Source organism: Enterobacter cloacae complex sp. IR5458 (assembly GCF_049238025.1).
Lineage (GTDB): Bacteria > Pseudomonadota > Gammaproteobacteria > Enterobacterales > Enterobacteriaceae > Enterobacter > Enterobacter kobei.
Window position 1 is genome coordinate 24337 of the sequence record NZ_JBMKIF010000027.1, and the last position, 20039, is coordinate 44375.

Genomic DNA, 20039 nt, shown 5'->3' on the forward strand with positions numbered 1-20039 from the left:
CTGTCCAGATGAATAAGCGTGCTATATGACATGCGTCACATTTTCGGTGGAATAATGCCGGGGAGGTAAAAGCAAAACGGTAACCCAAAGGTTACCGTTTTTAGTGTTTGCACCCTCTCCCTGTGGGAGAGGGCTGGGGTGAGGGCGTCAGCCCGCACCGTACAAGCAATTACAGCAGTTCTTTCGCCTTAGCGACAACGTTATCAACGGTGAAGCCGAACTCTTCGAACAGCAATTCTGCTGGCGCAGACTCACCGAAGGTGGTCATACCGACGATAGCGCCATTCAGGCCCACGTATTTGAACCAGTAGTCAGCGATACCCGCTTCCACTGCCACACGCGCAGAAACCGCTTTAGGCAGAACAGATTCACGGTAAGCCGCATCCTGTTTGTCGAACGCATCGGTAGACGGCATGGAGACCACGCGCGCCTTAACGCCTTCGGCAGTCAGTTTTTCCCATGCTGCAACCGCCAGTTCAACTTCAGAACCGGTCGCGATGAAGATCAGCTCAGGCTGGCCTGCACAGTCTTTCAGCACGTAACCACCGCGAGCGATGTTCGCCAGCTGCTCTGGCGTACGCTCCTGCTGTGCCAGGTTCTGACGGGAGAGGATCAGCGCAGTTGGGCCGTCCTGACGCTCAACGCCGTATTTCCACGCTACCGCAGATTCAACCTGGTCACATGGACGCCAGGTGCTCATGTTCGGAGTCACGCGCAGGGAAGCCACCTGCTCTACCGGCTGGTGAGTTGGGCCATCTTCGCCCAGACCGATGGAGTCGTGGGTGTAGACCATCACCTGACGCTGTTTCATCAGCGCAGCCATACGCACGGCGTTACGCGCATACTCTACGAACATCAGGAAGGTAGAGGTGTACGGCAGGAAACCGCCGTGCAGGGAGATACCGTTGGCAATCGCGGTCATCCCGAATTCACGTACACCGTAATGGATGTAGTTACCGGCAGTGTCTTCGTTAATTGGCTTAGAACCAGACCACAGAGTCAGGTTAGATGGCGCCAGGTCAGCGGAACCGCCGAGGAATTCAGGCAGCAATGGACCAAATGCTTCGATCGCATTCTGGGACGCTTTACGGCTGGCGATTTTAGATGGGTTCGCCTGCAGCTTAGCGATGAATTCGTTCGCTTTCGCGTCGAAGTCAGACGGCATTTCGCCTTTCATACGACGGGTAAACTCAGCCGCTTCCTGAGGGAAGGCTTTCGCATAGGCGGCGAATTTCTCGTTCCAGGCAGCTTCTTTCGCCTGGCCCACTTCTTTTGCATCCCACTGAGCATAGATCTCAGATGGAATTTCGAATGCAGGGTGTTTCCAGCCCAATGCTTCACGGGTCAATGCGATTTCCGCGTCGCCCAGCGGTGCGCCGTGGGAGTCATGCGTACCCGCTTTATTCGGAGAACCGAAGCCGATGATGGTTTTGCACATCAGCAGGGACGGTTTATCGGTGACCGCGCGCGCTTCTTCTACTGCACGTTTAATCGAGTCAGCATCGTGGCCATCAACGCCACGCACAACGTGCCAGCCGTAGGCTTCGAAACGTGCTGCGGTGTCGTCAGTGAACCAGCCCTCAACGTGACCGTCGATGGAGATGCCGTTGTCATCATAGAACGCAACCAGTTTACCCAGCTTCAGGGTACCTGCCAGGGAGCACACTTCATGAGAAATGCCTTCCATCATGCAGCCGTCGCCCATGAACGCGTAGGTGAAGTGGTCAACAATGTCATGACCAGGACGGTTGAACTGCGCCGCCAGCGTCTTCTCAGCAATCGCCATCCCCACTGCGTTAGCAATACCCTGACCCAGTGGGCCGGTGGTGGTTTCTACGCCAGCGGTGTAACCCACTTCCGGGTGACCTGGAGTTTTGGAGTGCAGTTGGCGGAAGTTTTTCAGCTCTTCAATAGGCAGATCGTAGCCAGTGAGGTGCAGCAGGCTATAGATCAGCATAGAGCCGTGGCCGTTAGACAGCACGAAACGGTCGCGGTCAGCCCATGCCGGGTTCTGCGGGTTGTGGTTAAGGAAATCACGCCACAGGACTTCGGCGATATCTGCCATACCCATAGGGGCACCCGGGTGGCCGGATTTGGCTTTCTGTACTGCATCCATGCTCAGCGCACGAATAGCATTAGCAAGCTCTTTACGTGAGGACATTTTAACTCCAGATCGGACTGTTAAAGGCCATGCCCTTGACGACAGCGCGTTTTGGGCTACGCCGGAAAAAAGTGCCAACAATGTAACCCAAGCCGCAGGGCATGTACATGGACCATTCTTTTGCAGCTTAAGAAATCTCTGGATCATGCTCGCATGTTGCGCAATCTGCTCGCCCGCGCCTGTAGATATTCCTTATACTTATCCCGGCCCCGGCTTCGTTGCGGGTGCACTTTTCGGATTTTATTGAGATTAACAAGTACGGAAGCAACTTCATGAAAATGCGTGCAATAGTGCTGGCCCTGGGTACAACGCTCATGCTGAGCGGCTGTCAGAATATGGATTCTAACGGTCTGATGACGTCAGGTGCAGAAGCCTTTCAGGCCTACTCCCTGAGCGATGCGCAGGTTAAAGCGCTGAGCGATCAGGCCTGTAAAGATATGGACGGAAAAGCCACGATTGCGCCGGCTAACAGTACCTACACACAGCGTCTGAATAAGATTGCTTCCGCGCTCGGCGATAACATCAACGGTCAGCCGGTGAACTATAAGGTTTACATGGCTAAAGACGTCAACGCCTTCGCGATGGCAAACGGCTGCATCCGCGTCTATAGCGGGCTGATGGATATGATGACCGACAACGAAGTGGAAGCGGTTATCGGCCATGAAATGGGTCACGTTGCGCTCGGCCACGTGAAAAAAGGGATGCAGGTTGCCTTAGGCACCAACGCCATCCGTGCGGCGGCTGCCTCTGCGGGCGGTATCGTGGGCAGCCTGTCTCAGTCACAGCTCGGCGATGTCGGAGAAAAGCTGGTCAATTCCCAGTTCTCCCAGCGCCAGGAGTCCGAAGCGGATGACTACTCTTACGATCTGTTGCGCAAACGCGGGATTAATCCGTCAGGTTTAGCCACCAGCTTCGAAAAACTGGCGAAGCTGGAAGCGGGACGCCAGAGCTCCATGTTTGACGATCACCCGGCCTCAGAAGAACGTGCACAACATATTCGCGACCGTATGGCCGCAGATGGAATTAAATAATTCTGGAAGGAGGCAAATTTGCCTCCTTTTTATTTCGCATGAATTGCCAACTTAATCGCACGTATCGGTAACTCCCGCAAAACCCTCTCCATATCCGGCTTTTAGCGCAGAAACGTCTGGACACATAATTATTGCAATCATTAACCATTCGGGTAATTATCCGACCTGCAGTAATTCATTTTAATATATTAAGACAGAGACGTTCCCTCCGTGAAAAAAGAATTATCGTTAATTGCTTTAGGTTTATTCGCCGCATTACCCGCCGCTGCAAGCCAGCAATCCGACAGTCAGGGTTTTATTGACGACAGCCATCTGGACCTGTTTTTACGCAATGCGTATATCAGTCGCGACTATCATCAGGGCCAGCAGGATAAAGCCGAATGGGGCCAGGGTATTATTGCCACCTTCACATCCGGTTATACCGAAGGGCTGGTGGGCTTTGGTGTAGACGGCATTGCACAGTATGGCGTTCGTCTGGACGGTGGCCGTGGAAAAAGCGGTGCGGGCGGTATCGACTTCTTTAAACAGGAAGAGGATGGCCGGGCAAAATCCGATTTAGCGAAATTTGGCGCAACCGCCAAAATGCGTATCTCAAATACCGTGCTGAGCTACGGTAGTCAGCGTCCTGAGCTGCCGATCGTGAATGCCGACAACTCCCGCCTGCTGTTTGAAAGCTACACCGGCACCCTGCTGACCTCAAAAGAGATCGACGGTCTGGAAGTCAACGCCGGTTACTTCACCGACGAGCAGCGCAAAAGTGATGACCGCCACGACAGCGGCCTGAAGAGCCTGACCTTCGGTGGCGCGAGCTACCAGTTTAACGAGCAGTTCAGCGGTGCGGTGTATGCCTCGCATAATGAAGAGGTAATGAACAAGCAGTACCTGGGCCTGAACTTCAAACAACCGTTCAGCACCGGGCAGCAGCTGGTGCTCGACTTTAACGGCTATAACTCGCGTCTGGAGCAGGGTTACGCCGACAGCCTCGACACGGGCCGCAGCAACACCATCTGGAGCCTGGCAGCGAGCTATATCTGGGACATTCACACGTTCAAGGTGGCATACCAGCAGAGCAGCGGCAGCACCGGCTACAACTACGGTGGCTACCGCGACCAGGGCGGTGTGGGTGACGGCGGCAACACCATCTGGCTGGCTAACTCCTACTGGTCTGATTTCAACGGCGAAGACGAACGCTCATGGCAGGCATCGTACGGTCTGGACTTTGGCGGACTCGGCCTGCCGGGCCTGAGCTGGACCACCGCCTACGTGCGTGGCGATAACATCAAAACCTCTGAAACCAGCAACGGCAAAGAGCATGAGTGGTTCAACCAGATCCAGTACCAGGTGCAGGATGGTCCGGCGAAAGATCTGAAGCTGAAGCTGCGCTATTCCGTGCTGCGTGTCTCCAGCAACGCCAGCGATTACAACGTGGGTGGGGATGAGATCCGTGCTTACGTGGAATACCCGTTTAACGTGTTCTGATGAAAAAAGCCGGGTGGCGGCTTCGTCTTACCCGGCCTACGGTTTTTCGCTGTTATTGAGTGAGAAACCGTAGGCCCGGTAAGCGCAGCGCCACCGGGCGATATCCACGATATCAATACAGCGTCTTCTGCGGCGGCCCGGCAAACTTCAGGGCGCCAATCTGCCCCATCCGCACTTCCACTACCGACGGTCCCGGCATCGCCAGCGCTTCTGTCATAACGGCATCAAAATCCTCGGCACGCTCAACGCTCCATGCCTGCAGGCCAATCGCCTGCGCCAGCAGAGTGAAGTCCGGCGTATGCAGCTCGTTGTAATACTGACGCCCGCCGAAATACTTATCCTGAATACCACGCATTACGCCGTACCCCCCGTCGTTCATGATCAGCAGCGTCACGTTGGCTTTCTCCTGGGCCAGCGTCGCCAGTTCGCCGAGGTTCAGACTCAGACCACCATCACCCACCAGCCCCACAACCTTGCGCTGCGGGTTAGCTATCGCGGAGCCAATGGCCATCGGCAGCCCCATACCAATGGCTCCGGCCAGCGAGTGAATGTTCATCAGCGGGCCGTTGGCGCGGAACAGGCGGCTGCCCCACAGGCTGCCGGACACGGTGATATCGCGCACCAGCAGGCCGTCCTGCGGAAGCGCTTTCTCGATGGCATCGTTAAGTCTCGCATAGGGGCCGCACTGATCGCGCAGGCCCTGCCCGGCTTGCTCAACCGCCTGTTGAACCAGCGCGTCCCACTGCGCGTTGCCCCACTCACGCCCCTGTACGTTTTCGGCCAGCGCGCTAAGCAACGCGGAACAATCGGCTATCAGCGTGTTATCCATCAGATAATTACGGCTCGCCGCCGCCGGGTCGATATCTACCTGTACCCGTGGAGACGGCAGCGCCAGCGTCCATGAGCGGGTTTCGTTGCTGCGCAGGCGTGAACCGGCGACCAGCGTAAAGTCACACTGCGCGATGAGCGCTTCAACGGATGGCGAGTTGTGAAACGCCCGCAGGCTGCCGCGATGGCTGTCCGGCAGCACGCCGCGCGCGTGGGTGCTGGAGATGACGGTGATGCCTGCATCCGCCAGCTTTTTCACCGCATCAGCGCATCTCAGCGCTCCGCCGCCCAGCCACAGCAACGGCTGTTTTGCCTGCTTCAACTGCGCCCAGAGTGCGTCAACTATCGCGGGGTCCACGGTGGCGACAGACGTCGGTTTCACCGGTGCGGTCACCAGCGAAAGCGGAATGTTGGCACTCTGAATATCAATCGGGATCTCAACAGAGACCGGCCCGCACGGCGGCGTCTGCGCGTCCTGAATCGCTTTGTGCAGGATAGCTATCGCCTGGTTGGCGTTGCTGATGCGGTACGCCCGTTTGGAGCTGGCCTTCAGGAAGGTCAGCTGGTCGCGGGTTTCATGGATAAATCCGGTATCGGCATCCAGCCAGGCTTTTTCGACCTGTCCGGTTAAATGCAGCAGCGGCGTGCAGGCGTTCATCGCTTCTACCAGCGCGCCTACCGCGTTACCGGCACCCGCACCGGTGCTGGTCAGCGCCACGCCGAGACCGGAAAAACGTCCGTGGGCGTCGGCCATGGTCACGGATCCCGCTTCGCCGCGCGCGGGCACGAAGCGAATGTTGCCGCGCTGCCCGACCGCATCCGCGATCGGCAGGTTGTGAATGGAGATGACGCCGTAGATGGCCTCAACCTGATACTGCTCCAGCGTTCTGGCGATGGCGTCGCCGACGGTTATCATTTCGCTCATTGCTCACCCTTTCTCAGTCGCACCAGTGGTTGACGCTGTTACCCGTCGCCAGATAAATGCTCTTTTGCTGCATCCAGGCTTTCAGCCCCTGAATGCCCTTTTCGCGGCCCAGACCGCTCTCTTTAAAGCCCCCGAACGGGGTTGAAATCGCAAAGACTTTGTAGGTGTTGATCCACACCGTGCCCGCCTCAAGCTGTTCGCTCAGTCGCAGCGCGCGCCCGGCATCGCGCGTCCAGATCCCCGCCGCCAGGCCGTACACCGAGTCGTTGGCCTCGCGGATAAGCGTGGCCTCGTCGCGAAACGGCATCGCCACCAGTACCGGGCCGAAGATCTCCTCCTGACACGTGCGGGCGCTGTTGCTCAGCCCTTCGATGAGGGTGGGCAGGAAGAAACTGCCGTTTGCCAGCTCAGGATCGGCCGGGATCTCCCCGCCGCACAGCACGCGGCCCCCTTCGCGCTTCGCCAGCTCGACGTAATCCTGCACGCTCTGACGATGTTTAGGGTTAATCAGCGGCCCGACATGGGTACCGTCAGTAAACGGATGTCCGACGCGCAGCCCGCGCGTGAGCTCAAGCAGCCGCGACATCAGCGGCGCGTAAATGCTCTCGTGGATAAACAGCCGTGAACCGGCAATGCACGCCTGCCCTGCCGAGCTAAAAATGCCGTAGCAGATGCCGCGCGCGGCCTGCTCGATGTCTGCGTCTTCCAGCACGATGGTCGGTGATTTTCCGCCCAGCTCCAGCGATGCCGGGATCAGCTTTTCCGCCGCCACGTGTGCAAGATGGCGGCCCGTAGTGGTGCCACCGGTAAAGGAGATTTTGCGCACCTTAGGGTGACGCGCCAGCGCATCGCCAATCACCGAGCCTTTACCGGGTAGCACGCTCAGCAGCCCGGCGGGCAGCCCGGCCTGTTCAAAAATACGCGCCAGCTCCAGCGCCATCAGCGGCGTGGCCTCGGCAGGTTTGAGGATCACTGCATTTCCGGCGGCAATCGCCGGGGCAACCTTTTGCATTTCGCTGGCAATCGGCGAGTTCCATGGCGTGATGGCAGCCACCACGCCGAGCGGTTCATAGCGGCTCAGGGTCAGCAGATCCGGCTGGCGTGGCGTCGGGAGTTCCCCTTCCAGCAGCTCGCAGGCAGAGGCAAAGTAGCGCGCCGTCCCTGCCGCACTCATCACCAGCCCACGCGCCTCCGCGAGCGGCTTGCCGTTATCGCGGCTCTGCATTTTCGCCAGTTCGTCGACGCGGAATTCAATCAGATCCGCGACCTTATGCAGGATCCTCGCGCGCATGTGCGGAAGGCTGCTGCGCCACGCGGGATCGCGCCACGCCCGCTCGCCGGCCTCGATTGCGTCATTCAGATCGTCGAGACTTGCCGCATTCAGCGTCGCATTGATCGACCCGTCTGCCGGGAAATGGCTCTGCATCGGATTGCCACCACCATCTCGCCAGTGGCCGCCGATAAAAATCTTCAGATCGTCCATCGTCGCTCCTCAGCTCAGGGCCAGCTCGCGGCAGGCGCGTACCGCGCTCAGTGCTGCAAGGGTGGAGGTTTTAGGGTTAGACGCCAGCGGCAATCCGCTCAGCTCAAGATGGAACTCGCCGAACACGCCTTCGACATGCAGCGTGTGGGTATTACGCTTCGTTGCCGGGTCGACCATCAGCTGCACGCGCGTCTCGTCCATCCCGACGCCACCGAGCGCCACCGTCGCCGCCACGTTGGCGTTCGCCGGGAACAGGCGCGCCGCCTCGCGGGCGCTGCCTTCAAAGAAAACGCTCGCCTCAGACACCGCGTTAAGGTCGATAAGCTGCTCAGCATAACTGCCGCGCCAGCTGGCCGGGCTTTTGCGCGACTGATAGGTCACGCGTTCCAGCCCGCCCTCTTTCGCCGCCGCAAGCCCGTCGATACCGGCAACCGCGCCGGAGAGCAACGTCAGCTTGCCGCCAGCACTGAGCAAACGCTGCTCCAGCGCGCTGTCCGCCAGCGCGCCGGTGGAGATCACCGCCAGATGCCAGCCGCGACGCAATATGTCCTCGCCGTACTGCGCCACCGCCTGCTGGCTGGCGCACTCCAGCACCAGATCGGGCGTGTCAGCGCACGCCACCGGCGTACCGAGCGCCATCACTGCATCACCAAACTGTGTGTGAATCGCCGCATGATGAGATTCACGCGCCACGATCCAGCCAATAGCCACGCCCGCGGGTAAACGCTCAATCACCGCCTGCGCCATGGCGCCAAAACCAATTAACATGATCTTTTTCATAATGTGTCCTTACAGGTGGCGGCAGAAGCCGCCGGAAACGTCCAGCGCGGCGCCGGTGGTGAATGACGCCAGCGGCGAGGCGAGGAACAGCAGCGCCTGCGCGGGCTCCTGCGGCTTGCCGAGACGCGCCATCGGGATGCCACGTTTACGCGCGATCTCCGCCGTCCACTCCGGCCAGCTCTGACTTTTGTCCGTCCGGCTCTCAAAGCGGCGCTGCCACTGCCCGGACTCCACCATGCCGAGCAAAATGGAATTCACGCGGATACCTTTACCCACCAGCTCTTTTGAGAGCGTCAGCGTCATATTCAGCAGCGCAGCACGGGCGGCAGAAGTGGCGATCATGTGCTCCTCCGGCTGCAGCGCCAGCAGGGAGTTCACGCAGGTAATGGAGGCGATATCGGACCGCTCCAGCAGAGGCTGAAACGCCTGCACCGGGTTGATCACACCGAACAATTTCAGTTCGGCTTCGTGCAGCCACGCTTCGCGCGGGGTATCGCTGAAATGCGCCACATAGCCCTGCCCGGCGTTGTTGATCAGCATGTCCGCTGCGCCAAAGCGGGCCTGAACGGCATCCGCAAAGCCCTGAACTTCGGCAGCGTTTAGCACGTCGCAGCGGTAGGAGAAAATCTCGCCGTCGGGGTATTCGTTTTGCAGCGTCGCGTGGGCGCTGGCGAGCCGGTCCGGGTCTCGGCCGCAGAAAGCCACTTTTGTCCCCTCGCCCAGCAGCAGGCGCAGCGTTTCAAAGCCAATGCCAGAAGAACCGCCGGTGACTACCGCTACGCGCCCGTCAATTTGTGCATTCATCGCGCACCTCTTCGTTAATGCGTAAAAGCTGTTGGTTAAAAAACGCCGCGTTATCGAGATAGCTGGCGTGCCCGGCCTGGGGAATGGCGGTAAACGGCATGCCGTAGCGCAGTGCCAGCCCCTGCACCAGCTCGGGCTGCGTGATCGCATCCTGCTCGCCGCACCAGACCTCAAACGTGCCGGAGTAACGTTTAAGCCAGCCGTGAATATCGTCGTGTGCCAGCATCCACGCGGCGGCAAGGTAGCCTTCAGGACGCAGCTTGCGCATGCCCGACGCGACGGTGGCGATATCTTCCCCGCGGGCGCCGGGGCGCAACAGCTTCGCCGCGCGGGTCTGGGCAAGGATTTCACCGCCCAGCGCCATCTGCTGCTCGCGGCTGCGCCAGACCTGCTCGCGTTGCTCCGGTGCGGCCTGACCGTAGCCCTGCGCGGCATCTGCCAGCACCAGATGCCGCACCCGGTCGGGAAACTTCGCCGCAAAGGCGCTGGCGACCAGCGCCCCGAGAGAATGGCCGACCAGTACCGCCTGCCAGACGCCCGCGCGGTCAAGCATTGCCGCCAGTGCATCGGCGTAATCTCCCGCACTCGCCCGTTCTACGGTCAGCATCGGGCTTTCGCCATAACCGGGCATGTCCCACGCCAGCACGCGAAAACCCTTCAGCGCCATCTGCTTATGCCAGGAGGCAGCACCCGAGCTGATCCCATGCAGCAGCATCAGCGGAATGCCGCTTCCCTGTTCACGAAAACCCGTCATCATGCCCCCTTAGTTCCGCTTCACTTTTGAAAGCGGATGATCGGCGGGATAGGTCGGGATTTCCGGCTTGTTGGTCCCCAGCATGACGCACATCAGCGCCTCTTCTTCCCCGTGGTTAAACAGGCCGCGATAGATACCCGGCGGGACGGAGATCAGGTCACGCTCGCGCAGCACGGTTTCGGTGTAGTGTTCGCCGTCCTGGATCATCAGCGTGATTTGCCCTTTAAGCATGAAGAACACCTCTTCCACGTCGTCATGCAGGTGCAGCGGCCCTTCACACTTCGACGGCAGCACCATGGTGGAGAAGGTGAAATGGTCCGCCTGCACGGTGTTGGTGTCGTTCGCCACGCCCGTTGCACCGGTGCCGATGTAGCGCATCTGCGCCCGGCGATATTTCGGGTCATAGTCGGCCTGGAACTTCAGCGCGTTCCAGTCGTACTTACGGCCTTCAAAGCGCGCGATGCGCGACTCGACCCACTCTTCCATCGTCAGGTGCTCAGGTTTGATGCCTGATTTATGGGTTACGGTTGAATCAGTCATGACACTCTCCTCAGTAACGTCTCAGCAGCGGCAGTAACAGGACGCAGCCCACCGCCGCCATCACCGCCAGAAAAATCAGCCCGGAATCCATGCTGTGGGTGAAGGCGATAAGCGCCCCCATCACCGCTGGCGACAGTGCGCCCGCGAAGTTTCCCAGCCCGTTGAAAATGCCGCCCGCCGTCGCGCTCACCCGTGGATGAGTGGCCTTCGCCAGCAGGGCAAAAATGTTGGGTGCGCCAGTGCCCCACATAAAGGTGCTGAAGCTCATCGCGGCGATGATGGTCAGCGGGGTGTCGAGGTGCATGACCGCCGCCAGCCCGACAGCCGCGCCCGCCATGGAAATAAAGCAGGCTGCCGCACGCTTATCGACCCGGTCAGAGAGCCACGCGCCAATCACTTCGCCCGCCAGCATGGCGATGAACGGCATCGAGGACAGCCAGCCCGCATGCTCCAGGTGAATGCCTTTGCCTTTGATCAGGTAGCCCGGCAGCCAGCCATTGATGCCCCACAGGTAGGTCAGGAAGGCGATGTTAAAGATGCAGATGATCCAGAAGTGCGGGCTGACGAACAGCTCGCGCCGCGCGGCACGCCGCTCATCCTGAGACGCCTGCGTGGTGCCAGGTTTCGCCTCCAGGCGGATACCACGCAGACCGACGCGCACGAAAATCAATACCGGCACGGTAAGCATCGCCATCACGAAGAAGGTGCTCTGCCAGCCGAAGGTGTTCAGCAGCCAGAGGGAGAGCGGAAAACCAATCGCCGCGCCCACCGGCGTGCCAAGTAGCCACAGCATGGTGGCGCGCGCCTGCAGATGCTGCGGGAAGTTGTGACGCACAATGGCGAAGGCCAGCGGGAACAGGGGCCCCTCCGCCACCCCCAGCAGAATGCGCAGCACGATCATCAGCGTATAGTTGTGGGTAAAGCCCATCGCCACCATCAGCACGCACCAGATCGCCATCATCCCGGTCAGCAGGCGCAGCGGCGCGATTTTATCCCCCAGCCCGCTGAGAAAGACTGACGAAAAACCGTAGCTCAGCAGAAAGGCGCTCATCAGAATGCCGAGGCGCGTGGTGTCGAAATCGATCCCCATCGCCTGCTGGAAATGGCTGTCAGAAAACAGCGCCGCAATACTGATTTTGTCGAAAAACGCCAGCAGCACGCAGGCCAGCAGCGACAGCGGGATAGCCCAGCGCACTGCTTTTTCAGGCGTGCGGGTTCCCTCACCGCCTGCCTCAACGGGCGCGGTGTTGGTCTCTAATGTGGTCATCTCTCCCCCTACGGGTGCGGGTTAGCTATCGCAATGACATCAGTGAAAAAGTCGGGTCGGCGAGCGGTACGTCCGATAAATCCCGCCCTGCCGCCATCCAGCGTTTCGCCAGCTTGACGGTGCGCGCATCGTTAAACGCCACCAGCTGCGTCAGTCGTCCGTTTTCATCCAGCGAGAAAAAGAGCGAATCTTCACGCGCTATCGTGTTGCTGCCCGGATGCGGAATGCCGAGGATCTGAATATTGTGCTGGTATTGATCCGACCACAGCCATGGCGCGTCGTCGTAGCCTGGCGCATCGGGGTTGAGCATCGCTTTCGCCGTCGCCACCGCCTGATTCTGGGCAAATGCCCACGACTGAATGCACAAGCCGTAGTGGTGATGCTGAGCCACATCGCCAGCCGCAAAGATGAACGGATCCGAGGTACGCCCCTGAGCATCCACCACGATCCCGCGCCCGGTATGAAGCCCCGCATCGCGCGCCAGTTCCAGATTGAGATCGACGCCGATCCCGACCACCACCGCATCAAAGGTTTCGCGCTGGCCATCACAGTGAATAACCGGCAGGCCATTGTCGTCCTCCAGCTCCAGCGCGCCGCAGCCGGTACGGATGTCGACGCCCTGTTCGCGATGGATGGCCGCTAAGCGTTGCGATACTTCTCCGCTCACCGACCGCATGCACAGCGCGGGCTGCTGCTCGAACAGCGTGACCGCCACGCCGTTTTTGCGCGCGGAGGCGGCAATCTCAAGGCCGATCCAGCCGCCGCCCACAATCGCCAGGGTTTTACTCTGCGCCAGACGCCCCTTCAGACGCTGCGCATCCTGCCAGTGGCGCAGGGTATAGACCTGCGGATGCGCCGCCCACGCCTCGCCCGGCAGACGCGCCCGCCCTCCGGTGGCGATCAAAAGAATGTTGTAACTAAGATGCGTACCGTTGCTTAAACGCACCGTTTTTGTCTGACGGTCGATCTGCTCCGCACGCAGTGGGCGGTACCAGGTCAGATCCAGCGCCTGCTGTGCCTCTTCGGAAAACAGCCGCGGGAGCGCCGCGTCAGGCTCCAGCAGAGACGCCTTCGACAGCGGCGGACGTTCGTAGAAATCCCACGCTTCTTCCGCCACCACGCAAATCTCGCCCTCGAAGCCCTCGTCGCGGAGGGTTTTTGCCGCCCAGCCGCCCGCCTGACCACCGCCGATAATGACAATGCGCGACGTCATACCGCCTCCGGCTTTTTCTGCTGACGGCGCGTGTCGTGGTCGATGCCGCCTTCCACCGCCCATTCGGTGAAGGAGACCAGCGAATGCTCCAGCTCGCGCGGTTGCCAGTTTTCGGTCAGGTAATCATCATTGGTGTAATACTCAAACGCGCCGCCGGTCGGGCTGTTGACGTACCAGAAATAGGCCGACGACACCGGATGACGGCCCGGCCCAATAAACGTGCTCCAGGCGTTTTTATTCATCGCAATCCCGCCGCCGATCACCTCGTGGATGTCGCGCACCGTAAACGCAACGTGGTTTAGCCCACGCTTGCGGTTCGGTAATTGCAGCAGGAACAGGTTGTGATGGCCGCCGCGCACGCCGCAGCGCAGGAATACGGCGCGGTTGATGTAGCGGTCAGAGACCTGGAAGCCGAGCACCTCGCGATAAAATGTCTCCACCGCGGCCAGCTCCTCAACGAAAAACACCACGTGCCCGACGTTAATCGGCTGGGCGCGATCGTAGACCGGGCTGGGGGTGTCGATTCGGCGAGCGTCTCCCCACTGGTTAATCGGCTCAACGTTCAGCTCCACGTCGGTCTGCTGGCTGACCTGCACGCGCAGCGTCATGCCGTTCGGATCGCGGCACTCCAGGGCGTCGCCCACTTCACGAAAGCCAGGCTGCCCGGCAAGCTTCGGGCGCAGCGCATCGAGGTCTACCGGGGTGGCCACCGCCCAGGTCATACGGCGCAGGGTGTTGCCCGCTTCAAAGGCTGGCGGCAGGTCGGGGCTGTCGATCGGATTAAGCTCCACGCGTGCGCCGCTCAGGGTGGTAAAACGCTGGCCGCTGGCATCGCCCGTCAGGCCAAAATCACGCATAAATTTGGCGCAGTGCGTCAGGTCTTCCACGCCAAATTCCAGCTTTTCAATTCCGGTTACACTCATCGTTCGTTGCCTCATCTGGCCCAAATTGGGCGTAAAACATGCCCGACGCACTGAAGCGCCTGACGTTAACTCACTGATTTAACTGGCCTGTGACAGGTACCCTAAGAAGCCAGAAATTTTATCTGCCGCGAGGCGAACCTCGTTCTGGAGCCGCTCGCGGTCGGTCTGCGGGATCTCCTCCGACGGCACCAGAATGCTGACCACCGCCGCCACGCGCTGGCTTCGGTCATACACCGGATAGACGATGGAAGAGATGCCGTGGCGGAAGAAAGACTCGCCAATCACATATCCGCGGGCTTTGTCCTGCTGCACCATCTGCCACAGGGCTTCGCGGTCATGAAGCTGCCCCGGCGTGTTGCCCGGCAGCCGCTCGTGCGGGAACAGCTGTTCAAAATCGGCGCGGGAAATATCGGTCAATAACATGCGCCCAAGCGAGGTACAGTGCACCGGCAGACGGGTGCCAATGCTGACCTGATTGATACGCGACCCGGCGGCGCTGACGCGGGCAATGTAAATAATGTCGCGTCCGTCGCGGATCGCCAGATGGCTGCTGCACTGGCTGACATCGCGAAGCTGCTCGATCACCGGCTGGCCTACCTGCGCCACATCCAGCGAGGCGATGTACTCAAAGCCCAGGCGCAGCACGTTCATGCCCAGCGAGAAGGTATTGGTGCGCGCATTGCGCTCCAGAAAACCCATATACTCCAGCGTCTGCACCACGCGGTAGGCAGTGGCCTTCGGCATATCCACCAGCCGGTGTAGCTCGGCAAAGGTCAGCTCGCGATGCTGCTCGCCGAAGGCCAACAGCAGCTGCAAACCGCGTTCAAGCCCCGGCACCAGATACTTCACTTCCTGATCGTTTGCCATAATCGCCATACCTTAGTTAAAGACAAAACCGCCGTTGACCGGGATCAACTGCCCGGTGATAAACCGCGACAGATCGCTTAAGAGCCAGACCACGCTGCCGGTGACATCCTCCGGCTGCTGCGCGCCCGTTAACGCGCGGCCATTTTCGTAGAGCTGATGGCGTTCGGCGGGCACATATTCGGTGGCCTCGACGCGGGTCAGCCCCGGCGCGATAGCGTTGATTCGAATGCGTTTTTCCCCCAGCTCGCGCGCCATTGAGCGGGTCATCGCAATCACCGCCCCCTTACTGGCCACGTAGGCCATCAGGCGCGGCGCGCCCCACAGCGCGGTATCGGACGCCACGTTCACAATCCCCGCCCCTTCGCGCAGCAGCGGCACGGCGGCACGCGTCACCAGCCAGGTGCCCTTGACGTTCACGCTCATCACCCGATCCCAGAGATCCGGATCGTAATCCAGCATGTTTTTACCGCCCACGCCGGTCGCCATTGCCGCGTTGTTCACCAGACCGTCAATCTGCCCCAGTTTGCCAATGGCGCTGAATACCTGCTCGATGGACTGCGGATCGGCCAGATCGATAACGTGCGATTCGGTTACATACCCTTGCTCGCTCAGACGGTGGGCGCTTTCGGCCAGCTCGCCTTTGAGGATGTCGCACATCACCACGCAGGCACCTTGCGCAGCGCAGGCGCTGGCAAAGTGGTAACCCAGCCCGCGCGCGGCGCCGGTCACGACGATGCGCTTCCCGCTCAGCAGTCCGTTCATCAGGCGGCTCCCTGCTGCGCTTCGCGCATCGCCAGCTGTTCTTTCGCGGCCTTTTGCATCATGCGGCGCAGGCGCGAGAGCCCGACGTCGTGCTGGTAGAGGTATTCATGGTCACGGGCATTTGGCGCCAGGCTTTCCAGCACCACGCGGTCCTGCTCCAGCACTTCCCAGTGCAGTTTTTCCAGACGATTGCGGTACATAAAGCGCCACATATCGCGCTGCCAGCCCTGCACGCGGCGAATGCGCCAGAAGAAAACGCGGCAGTTGTCGTTATCTTCCGGCACCACCATGCCGACGATAAAGAAATGGCCGCCCGGTCCGAAACGCTTCTTATACGGAATGGAGAGACGCATCCAGCAGGTGCCGCTGTTGCCCAATTCCACCCAGTCGAAATTGACGCCGCTCTGCCCCTTTTTCTCGAAGATGAAGCCGGTTTTGGTCGGCTGAAGCACCATGTCGGCCTTGCGATCCCCTTCCGCCATCGAATGTGATGACGAATGCAGATAGGTGCCGTGCATCGGGTCCATGACGTTTTCCAGCGCGTACTGGTAATTGCATTTCCACGCGGCGGTGCAGAGGAAGTTGCTGAAACTGTCCGTGTCGGCGAGCTCATCCGGGAAAGTCAGCTCGTCCGGCTGCTGGTCAGCAGTGACGCCGAACCACAGGAAAATGGCGCCGTGCGCCTCCTGCACGTTATAGCTGCGCACGCACTGCTGGCCGACCAGCGGGCATTTGTCCACGGCGGGCACATCTTTCACTTCGCCATTGCCCGCCACTTCCACGCCGTGGTACCAGCAGGCAATACGGTCCCCAAGGTTCCAGCCCATCGACAGGCGTGCGCCGCGGTGCGGACAGCGGTCTTCCAGCGCCTGCACCTGGCCGTCTTTATTGCGCCAGACCACAATCTGCTCGCCCAGGCGGGTAATCCCCACCGGCGCGGACTGCACTTCCCAGCTCGCCAGTACCGGATACCAGAGGCCGCGCAGACCTTTATCCAGATAGTTTTGTACGGTAGTCGTCATCGCGTTGTCCTCAGTAGCCGTTAACCTGTAAGAATGCCTGGAAGCTGGCGTCGCTCCAGGGCTCGCCCTGCTGGTCGTGCATGCGCACCGCGTTCAGCCCGTTCACCAGCTCCGGCAAGGTTTCAACGCCCTGCTCGAAGAGATCTTCCAGCGTCGCGATCAGGTTCATCTCCCAGTTTTCCGGCTCGCGGCTGCGGGTTTGCCAGATCAGGTTCTGGTAATCGCCTGGCTTATGAATGGCACCGTTACCGCCTTCTGCAGGCGGAGTAAACTGGCGGCTTTCCGGCAGCGCCGGGTTGTAGTTCAGGGTGTCGCTCATGCCACGCTCTCCTCGACGAAGGTAATCTGGATTTGGTTTTCAAAGACCCGAACCGGGTAGCGGTTAAGGTTGCGACCACCGGGGCCATGCAGGCACTGGCCGGTTTTGACGTCGAACACCGCCTCGTGTAGCGGGCATTCCACCTTGCCATCTTCGACGAAGCCCTGGCTCAGCAAGGCATATGCGTGCGGGCATACGTCTTCCAGCGCGTAATATTCACCGTCAATCAAATAAACGCCGATCTCTTTACCGTCGACGTTGCCGCTAAAAGGGAAATCTTCCTGTACTTGTTCTGCGTCACATACGCCTATCCAGCTCATCACGATCCTCCAGGCTTTTGTTTCATATATGAAACTCTGTTTCTTATTTAATACGGTCAATATAAAAGCGATGAATGTTTCGTCAAGCGCGAATGTGACGAATTTGTTAACCAAGAGGTAATTAATTAACTAAGTGTGCAAAGGATCACGAAAAAATGCAGCGATATGAAATTTTCATTATTGCCGCGTGAAAGAATACGATTTTTCGATAGTCTAAAATTTCAAAAAACAGATATTGACTTCTTTTCTTTTTGCTCATTAAAAATAAAAAGGTGGCACGTCATCGTGTTTCACCTGTGAAACTTATTTTTACTTTATTCTTAATAAACAAAGAGTTTCACAGGTGAACCATTTTACACCCGTGACAATCACCCTGATAAAAAATATTCACACGCGCAGACATAAGGCAGGCATCATGACGGCAAGATGGCAAGGTACAATTGCACTGTTATTACTCATCATTATTTCCTACATCGACCGTGTGAATATCTCGGTAATGATTTTACACCCGGAATTTGCCGCACATTTTCAGTTAAATGAAAACAGAATGTTACAAGGAATGCTCATGAGCTGCTTTCTGCTGGGTTATGGTTTTTCGGCTTTATTATTAACGCCAGTTATTGAAAGCAAACTTCATTATCGGCAGGGATTATTAAGCAGCATTGCGATTTGGGCCGCGGTCTGTGCGATTTCGCCCTTGCTCGGCTCGCTGATGGGGATGCTCATTGCGCGCGTGATTCTGGGGATTGCGGAGGGGCCGCTCTTTTCATTAAAAACGCGCTTTATCAGCGAGCGCTTTAACGCAGAAGAGATCGGCAAACCCAACGCGGTGACCGCGCTGGGTGTCTCGCTCGGGCTGGCGGTGGGCTTTCCACTGATCACCTGGCTGATGGCGCATCTGGGCTGGGCGGGATCGTTCTACGCGTTGGCCGTCATGAATCTTGTGCTGGGTGGCGGGTTAATCTGGCGCTTCCTGCCAGCGCCCCAGAGCCGGGGGAAGATGAAAAAGCCGGGATGGGTGCAGACCTTCACCCTTGCCTGGCAAACGCCGCTGCTGGGCTGGATCCTGTTGGTTGAAATCGCCACGCTGAGCTATCTCTGGGGGAGCAGCGCCTGGCTGCCCGCATGGCTGCGCGATGAACATCACTTCTCACTGCATGCTACGGGCCTGCTTGCAGCCATTCCCTTCCTGCTGAGCCTGGGGTCGAAATTTTTGGGCGGCGTGCTGCTCGACAAAATGCGCCCGGAACAGGCACCGGTGCTGTTTGTGGTGGGAGGCGCGTTAACGGCGCTGTCCGTGGTCGCGCTGATGCTCAGCCATCAGCCTGTCTGGTTGGGGATGTTTATGTTGTCCGCCAATGCTTTCTGGGGACTTCAGGGAGCTGCGATCCCTGCGGTGATCCAACATCATGCCGCGCGGGAAGCGGTGGGTAGCGCGTATGGGATCATTAATGGCATAGGGAATATCTGTGCGGCGTTTATTCCGCTACTGATGGGGGTGGTGATGAAATCGGTCGGGTCGGTCAGCTCTGGCTTTTCGGTCCTGGTCGTGTCGCAGGCGATCACCCTTCTGGCCGGAGGAATGTTGCTGCTGCGCATGCGTCGCGCAGCAGCAATCAGCGCCTAAGGCTTATTCGCCTTTTTTCGCCGCCTGAATGTAGAGCATTTCCAGTGCCAGGGTCGCTGCCGCCAGGGCTGTGATTTCGGACTGGTCATAGGCTGGCGCCACTTCCACCACGTCCATCCCGACGATGTTCAGATCCTTCAAGCCGCGCACCAGCTTGATGGCGCGGTCGGACGTCAGGCCACCGATCACCGGCGTACCGGTGCCTGGCGCAAAGGCAGGATCCAGGCAGTCGATGTCGAAGGTCAGGTAGACTGGCATATCGCCGACAATCTGCTTCACCTGCGCGATGATGTCATCCACGCCGCGATCGTTCACCTGGCAAGCATCCAGCACGGTGAAGCCGTTGTCTTTGTCGAACTCCGTACGAATACCGATCTGCACGGAGTGGTTCGGATCGATTAGGCCTTCGTTCGGTGCAGTGTAGAACATAGTTCCGTGGTCAAACTCGCAGCCGTTCGCGTAGGTGTCGGTATGCGCATCGAAATGGACCAGCGCCATTTTGCCAAAGTGTTTCGCGTGGGCGCGCAGCAGTGGCAGAGTCACAAAGTGGTCGCCACCGAAGGAGAGCATACGCTTACCGGCAGCCAACAGTTTCTCGGCGTGGGCCTGCAGCTTTTCGCTCATCTCACGCGCGTCGCCGAAGGCATACACGAGGTCACCGCAGTCAACCACGTTCAGGCGCTCGCGCATGTCGAAGTTCCACGGGAAGCGGTTGTGCTCCCAGGCCAGGTTGGTGGAAACCTGACGGATCGCCGCCGGGCCATGACGTCCACCGGCACGACCCGAGGTTGCCATATCGAACGGCACACCGGTAATCACCCAGTCAGCATCGCTGTCGTAGGGCTGGAAGTTCATCGGAAGGCGTAAAAAACCAAACGCGTTAGATACCAGAGAGTTGTCGTACTGATGACCTAAAGTGCTCATGTCCTGACCT

The 20039-nt window shown here is 59.2% G+C and carries 19 protein-coding genes; 3 read left to right on the forward strand and 16 right to left on the reverse strand.

Features of this window, described 5'->3' with window-relative positions; all coding sequences use genetic code 11:
• Positions 1-169: 169 nt before the first annotated feature.
• Positions 170-2161, reverse strand: coding sequence for a transketolase (gene tkt / locus ACOTYN_RS19625; RefSeq protein WP_014885158.1), 1992 nt, complete (start codon positions 2159-2161; stop codon positions 170-172).
• Between the two features lie 272 nt (positions 2162-2433).
• On the opposite strand from tkt, the gene ACOTYN_RS19630 reads away from it, so the two are divergent.
• Positions 2434-3192 (forward strand): M48 family metallopeptidase, encoded by a 759-nt coding sequence (locus tag ACOTYN_RS19630; protein ID WP_023331256.1) that lies wholly within the window; start codon positions 2434-2436, stop codon positions 3190-3192.
• 210 nt (positions 3193-3402) lie between these two features.
• The gene (locus tag ACOTYN_RS19635) at positions 3403-4671 is read left to right on the forward strand and encodes an OprD family outer membrane porin (protein ID WP_023331257.1); all 1269 of its coding nucleotides are present in this window, start codon (positions 3403-3405) and stop codon (positions 4669-4671) included.
• 112 nt (positions 4672-4783) lie between these two features.
• Here ACOTYN_RS19635 and ACOTYN_RS19640 read toward each other — a convergent pair whose 3' ends face one another.
• The 14 genes from ACOTYN_RS19640 to ACOTYN_RS19705 form a co-directional block, all read right to left on the reverse strand.
• The gene (locus tag ACOTYN_RS19640; RefSeq protein WP_071922911.1) at positions 4784-6424 is read right to left on the reverse strand and encodes a thiamine pyrophosphate-binding protein; all 1641 of its coding nucleotides are present in this window, start codon (positions 6422-6424) and stop codon (positions 4784-4786) included.
• 13 nt (positions 6425-6437) lie between these two features.
• A complete protein-coding gene (locus tag ACOTYN_RS19645; RefSeq protein WP_332958543.1) occupies positions 6438-7907 on the reverse strand; it encodes an aldehyde dehydrogenase in 1470 nt (489 codons plus the stop codon).
• 9 nt (positions 7908-7916) lie between these two features.
• Positions 7917-8687 (reverse strand): aspartate dehydrogenase, encoded by a 771-nt coding sequence (locus ACOTYN_RS19650; protein WP_023331260.1) that lies wholly within the window; start codon positions 8685-8687, stop codon positions 7917-7919.
• A gap of 9 nt (positions 8688-8696) precedes the next feature.
• The gene (locus tag ACOTYN_RS19655) at positions 8697-9491 is read right to left on the reverse strand and encodes an SDR family oxidoreductase (protein ID WP_050862337.1); all 795 of its coding nucleotides are present in this window, start codon (positions 9489-9491) and stop codon (positions 8697-8699) included.
• Complete coding sequence (locus ACOTYN_RS19660) at positions 9475-10245, reverse strand: alpha/beta fold hydrolase (RefSeq protein WP_023337743.1); 771 nt, start codon at positions 10243-10245, stop codon at positions 9475-9477. The genes ACOTYN_RS19655 and ACOTYN_RS19660 overlap by 17 nt, the downstream gene beginning before the upstream one ends.
• A 9-nt stretch (positions 10246-10254) precedes the next feature.
• On the reverse strand, positions 10255-10785 hold the full coding sequence (locus tag ACOTYN_RS19665) for a cupin domain-containing protein (protein WP_014885166.1): 531 nt from the start codon (positions 10783-10785) through the stop codon (positions 10255-10257).
• A 10-nt stretch (positions 10786-10795) separates the two neighbouring features.
• The gene (locus ACOTYN_RS19670) at positions 10796-12052 is read right to left on the reverse strand and encodes an MFS transporter (protein ID WP_023338769.1); all 1257 of its coding nucleotides are present in this window, start codon (positions 12050-12052) and stop codon (positions 10796-10798) included.
• Between the two features lie 25 nt (positions 12053-12077).
• A complete protein-coding gene (locus ACOTYN_RS19675) occupies positions 12078-13265 on the reverse strand; it encodes an NAD(P)/FAD-dependent oxidoreductase (RefSeq protein WP_063434450.1) in 1188 nt (395 codons plus the stop codon).
• Entirely contained in the window at positions 13262-14188 is a 927-nt protein-coding gene (locus ACOTYN_RS19680; protein WP_047344485.1) for a VOC family protein, read from the reverse strand. The genes ACOTYN_RS19675 and ACOTYN_RS19680 overlap by 4 nt, the downstream gene beginning before the upstream one ends.
• Positions 14189-14266: 78 nt before the next feature.
• On the reverse strand, positions 14267-15055 hold the full coding sequence (locus tag ACOTYN_RS19685) for an IclR family transcriptional regulator (RefSeq protein ID WP_014885170.1): 789 nt from the start codon (positions 15053-15055) through the stop codon (positions 14267-14269).
• 12 nt (positions 15056-15067) lie between these two features.
• The gene (locus ACOTYN_RS19690; protein WP_014885171.1) at positions 15068-15817 is read right to left on the reverse strand and encodes an SDR family oxidoreductase; all 750 of its coding nucleotides are present in this window, start codon (positions 15815-15817) and stop codon (positions 15068-15070) included.
• Positions 15817-16839 (reverse strand): aromatic ring-hydroxylating oxygenase subunit alpha, encoded by a 1023-nt coding sequence (locus tag ACOTYN_RS19695; RefSeq protein ID WP_014885172.1) that lies wholly within the window; start codon positions 16837-16839, stop codon positions 15817-15819. Before ACOTYN_RS19695 ends, ACOTYN_RS19690 begins: the two co-directional genes overlap by 1 nt.
• A gap of 10 nt (positions 16840-16849) precedes the next feature.
• Complete coding sequence (locus ACOTYN_RS19700) at positions 16850-17158, reverse strand: recombinase-like helix-turn-helix domain-containing protein (RefSeq protein ID WP_014885173.1); 309 nt, start codon at positions 17156-17158, stop codon at positions 16850-16852.
• Positions 17155-17478, reverse strand: a complete 324-nt coding sequence (locus tag ACOTYN_RS19705) for a Rieske (2Fe-2S) protein (protein ID WP_014885174.1) — start codon at positions 17476-17478, stop codon at positions 17155-17157. Before ACOTYN_RS19705 ends, ACOTYN_RS19700 begins: the two co-directional genes overlap by 4 nt.
• A 415-nt stretch (positions 17479-17893) precedes the next feature.
• Between ACOTYN_RS19705 and ACOTYN_RS19710 the strand changes: the two genes are divergently transcribed.
• Complete coding sequence (locus ACOTYN_RS19710) at positions 17894-19105, forward strand: MFS transporter (RefSeq protein WP_071922907.1); 1212 nt, start codon at positions 17894-17896, stop codon at positions 19103-19105.
• Between the two features lie 3 nt (positions 19106-19108).
• On the opposite strand, the gene speB is transcribed toward ACOTYN_RS19710, so the two are convergent.
• Positions 19109-20029, reverse strand: a complete 921-nt coding sequence (speB, locus tag ACOTYN_RS19715) for an agmatinase (protein ID WP_002434404.1) — start codon at positions 20027-20029, stop codon at positions 19109-19111.
• Positions 20030-20039: the final 10 nt, after the last annotated feature.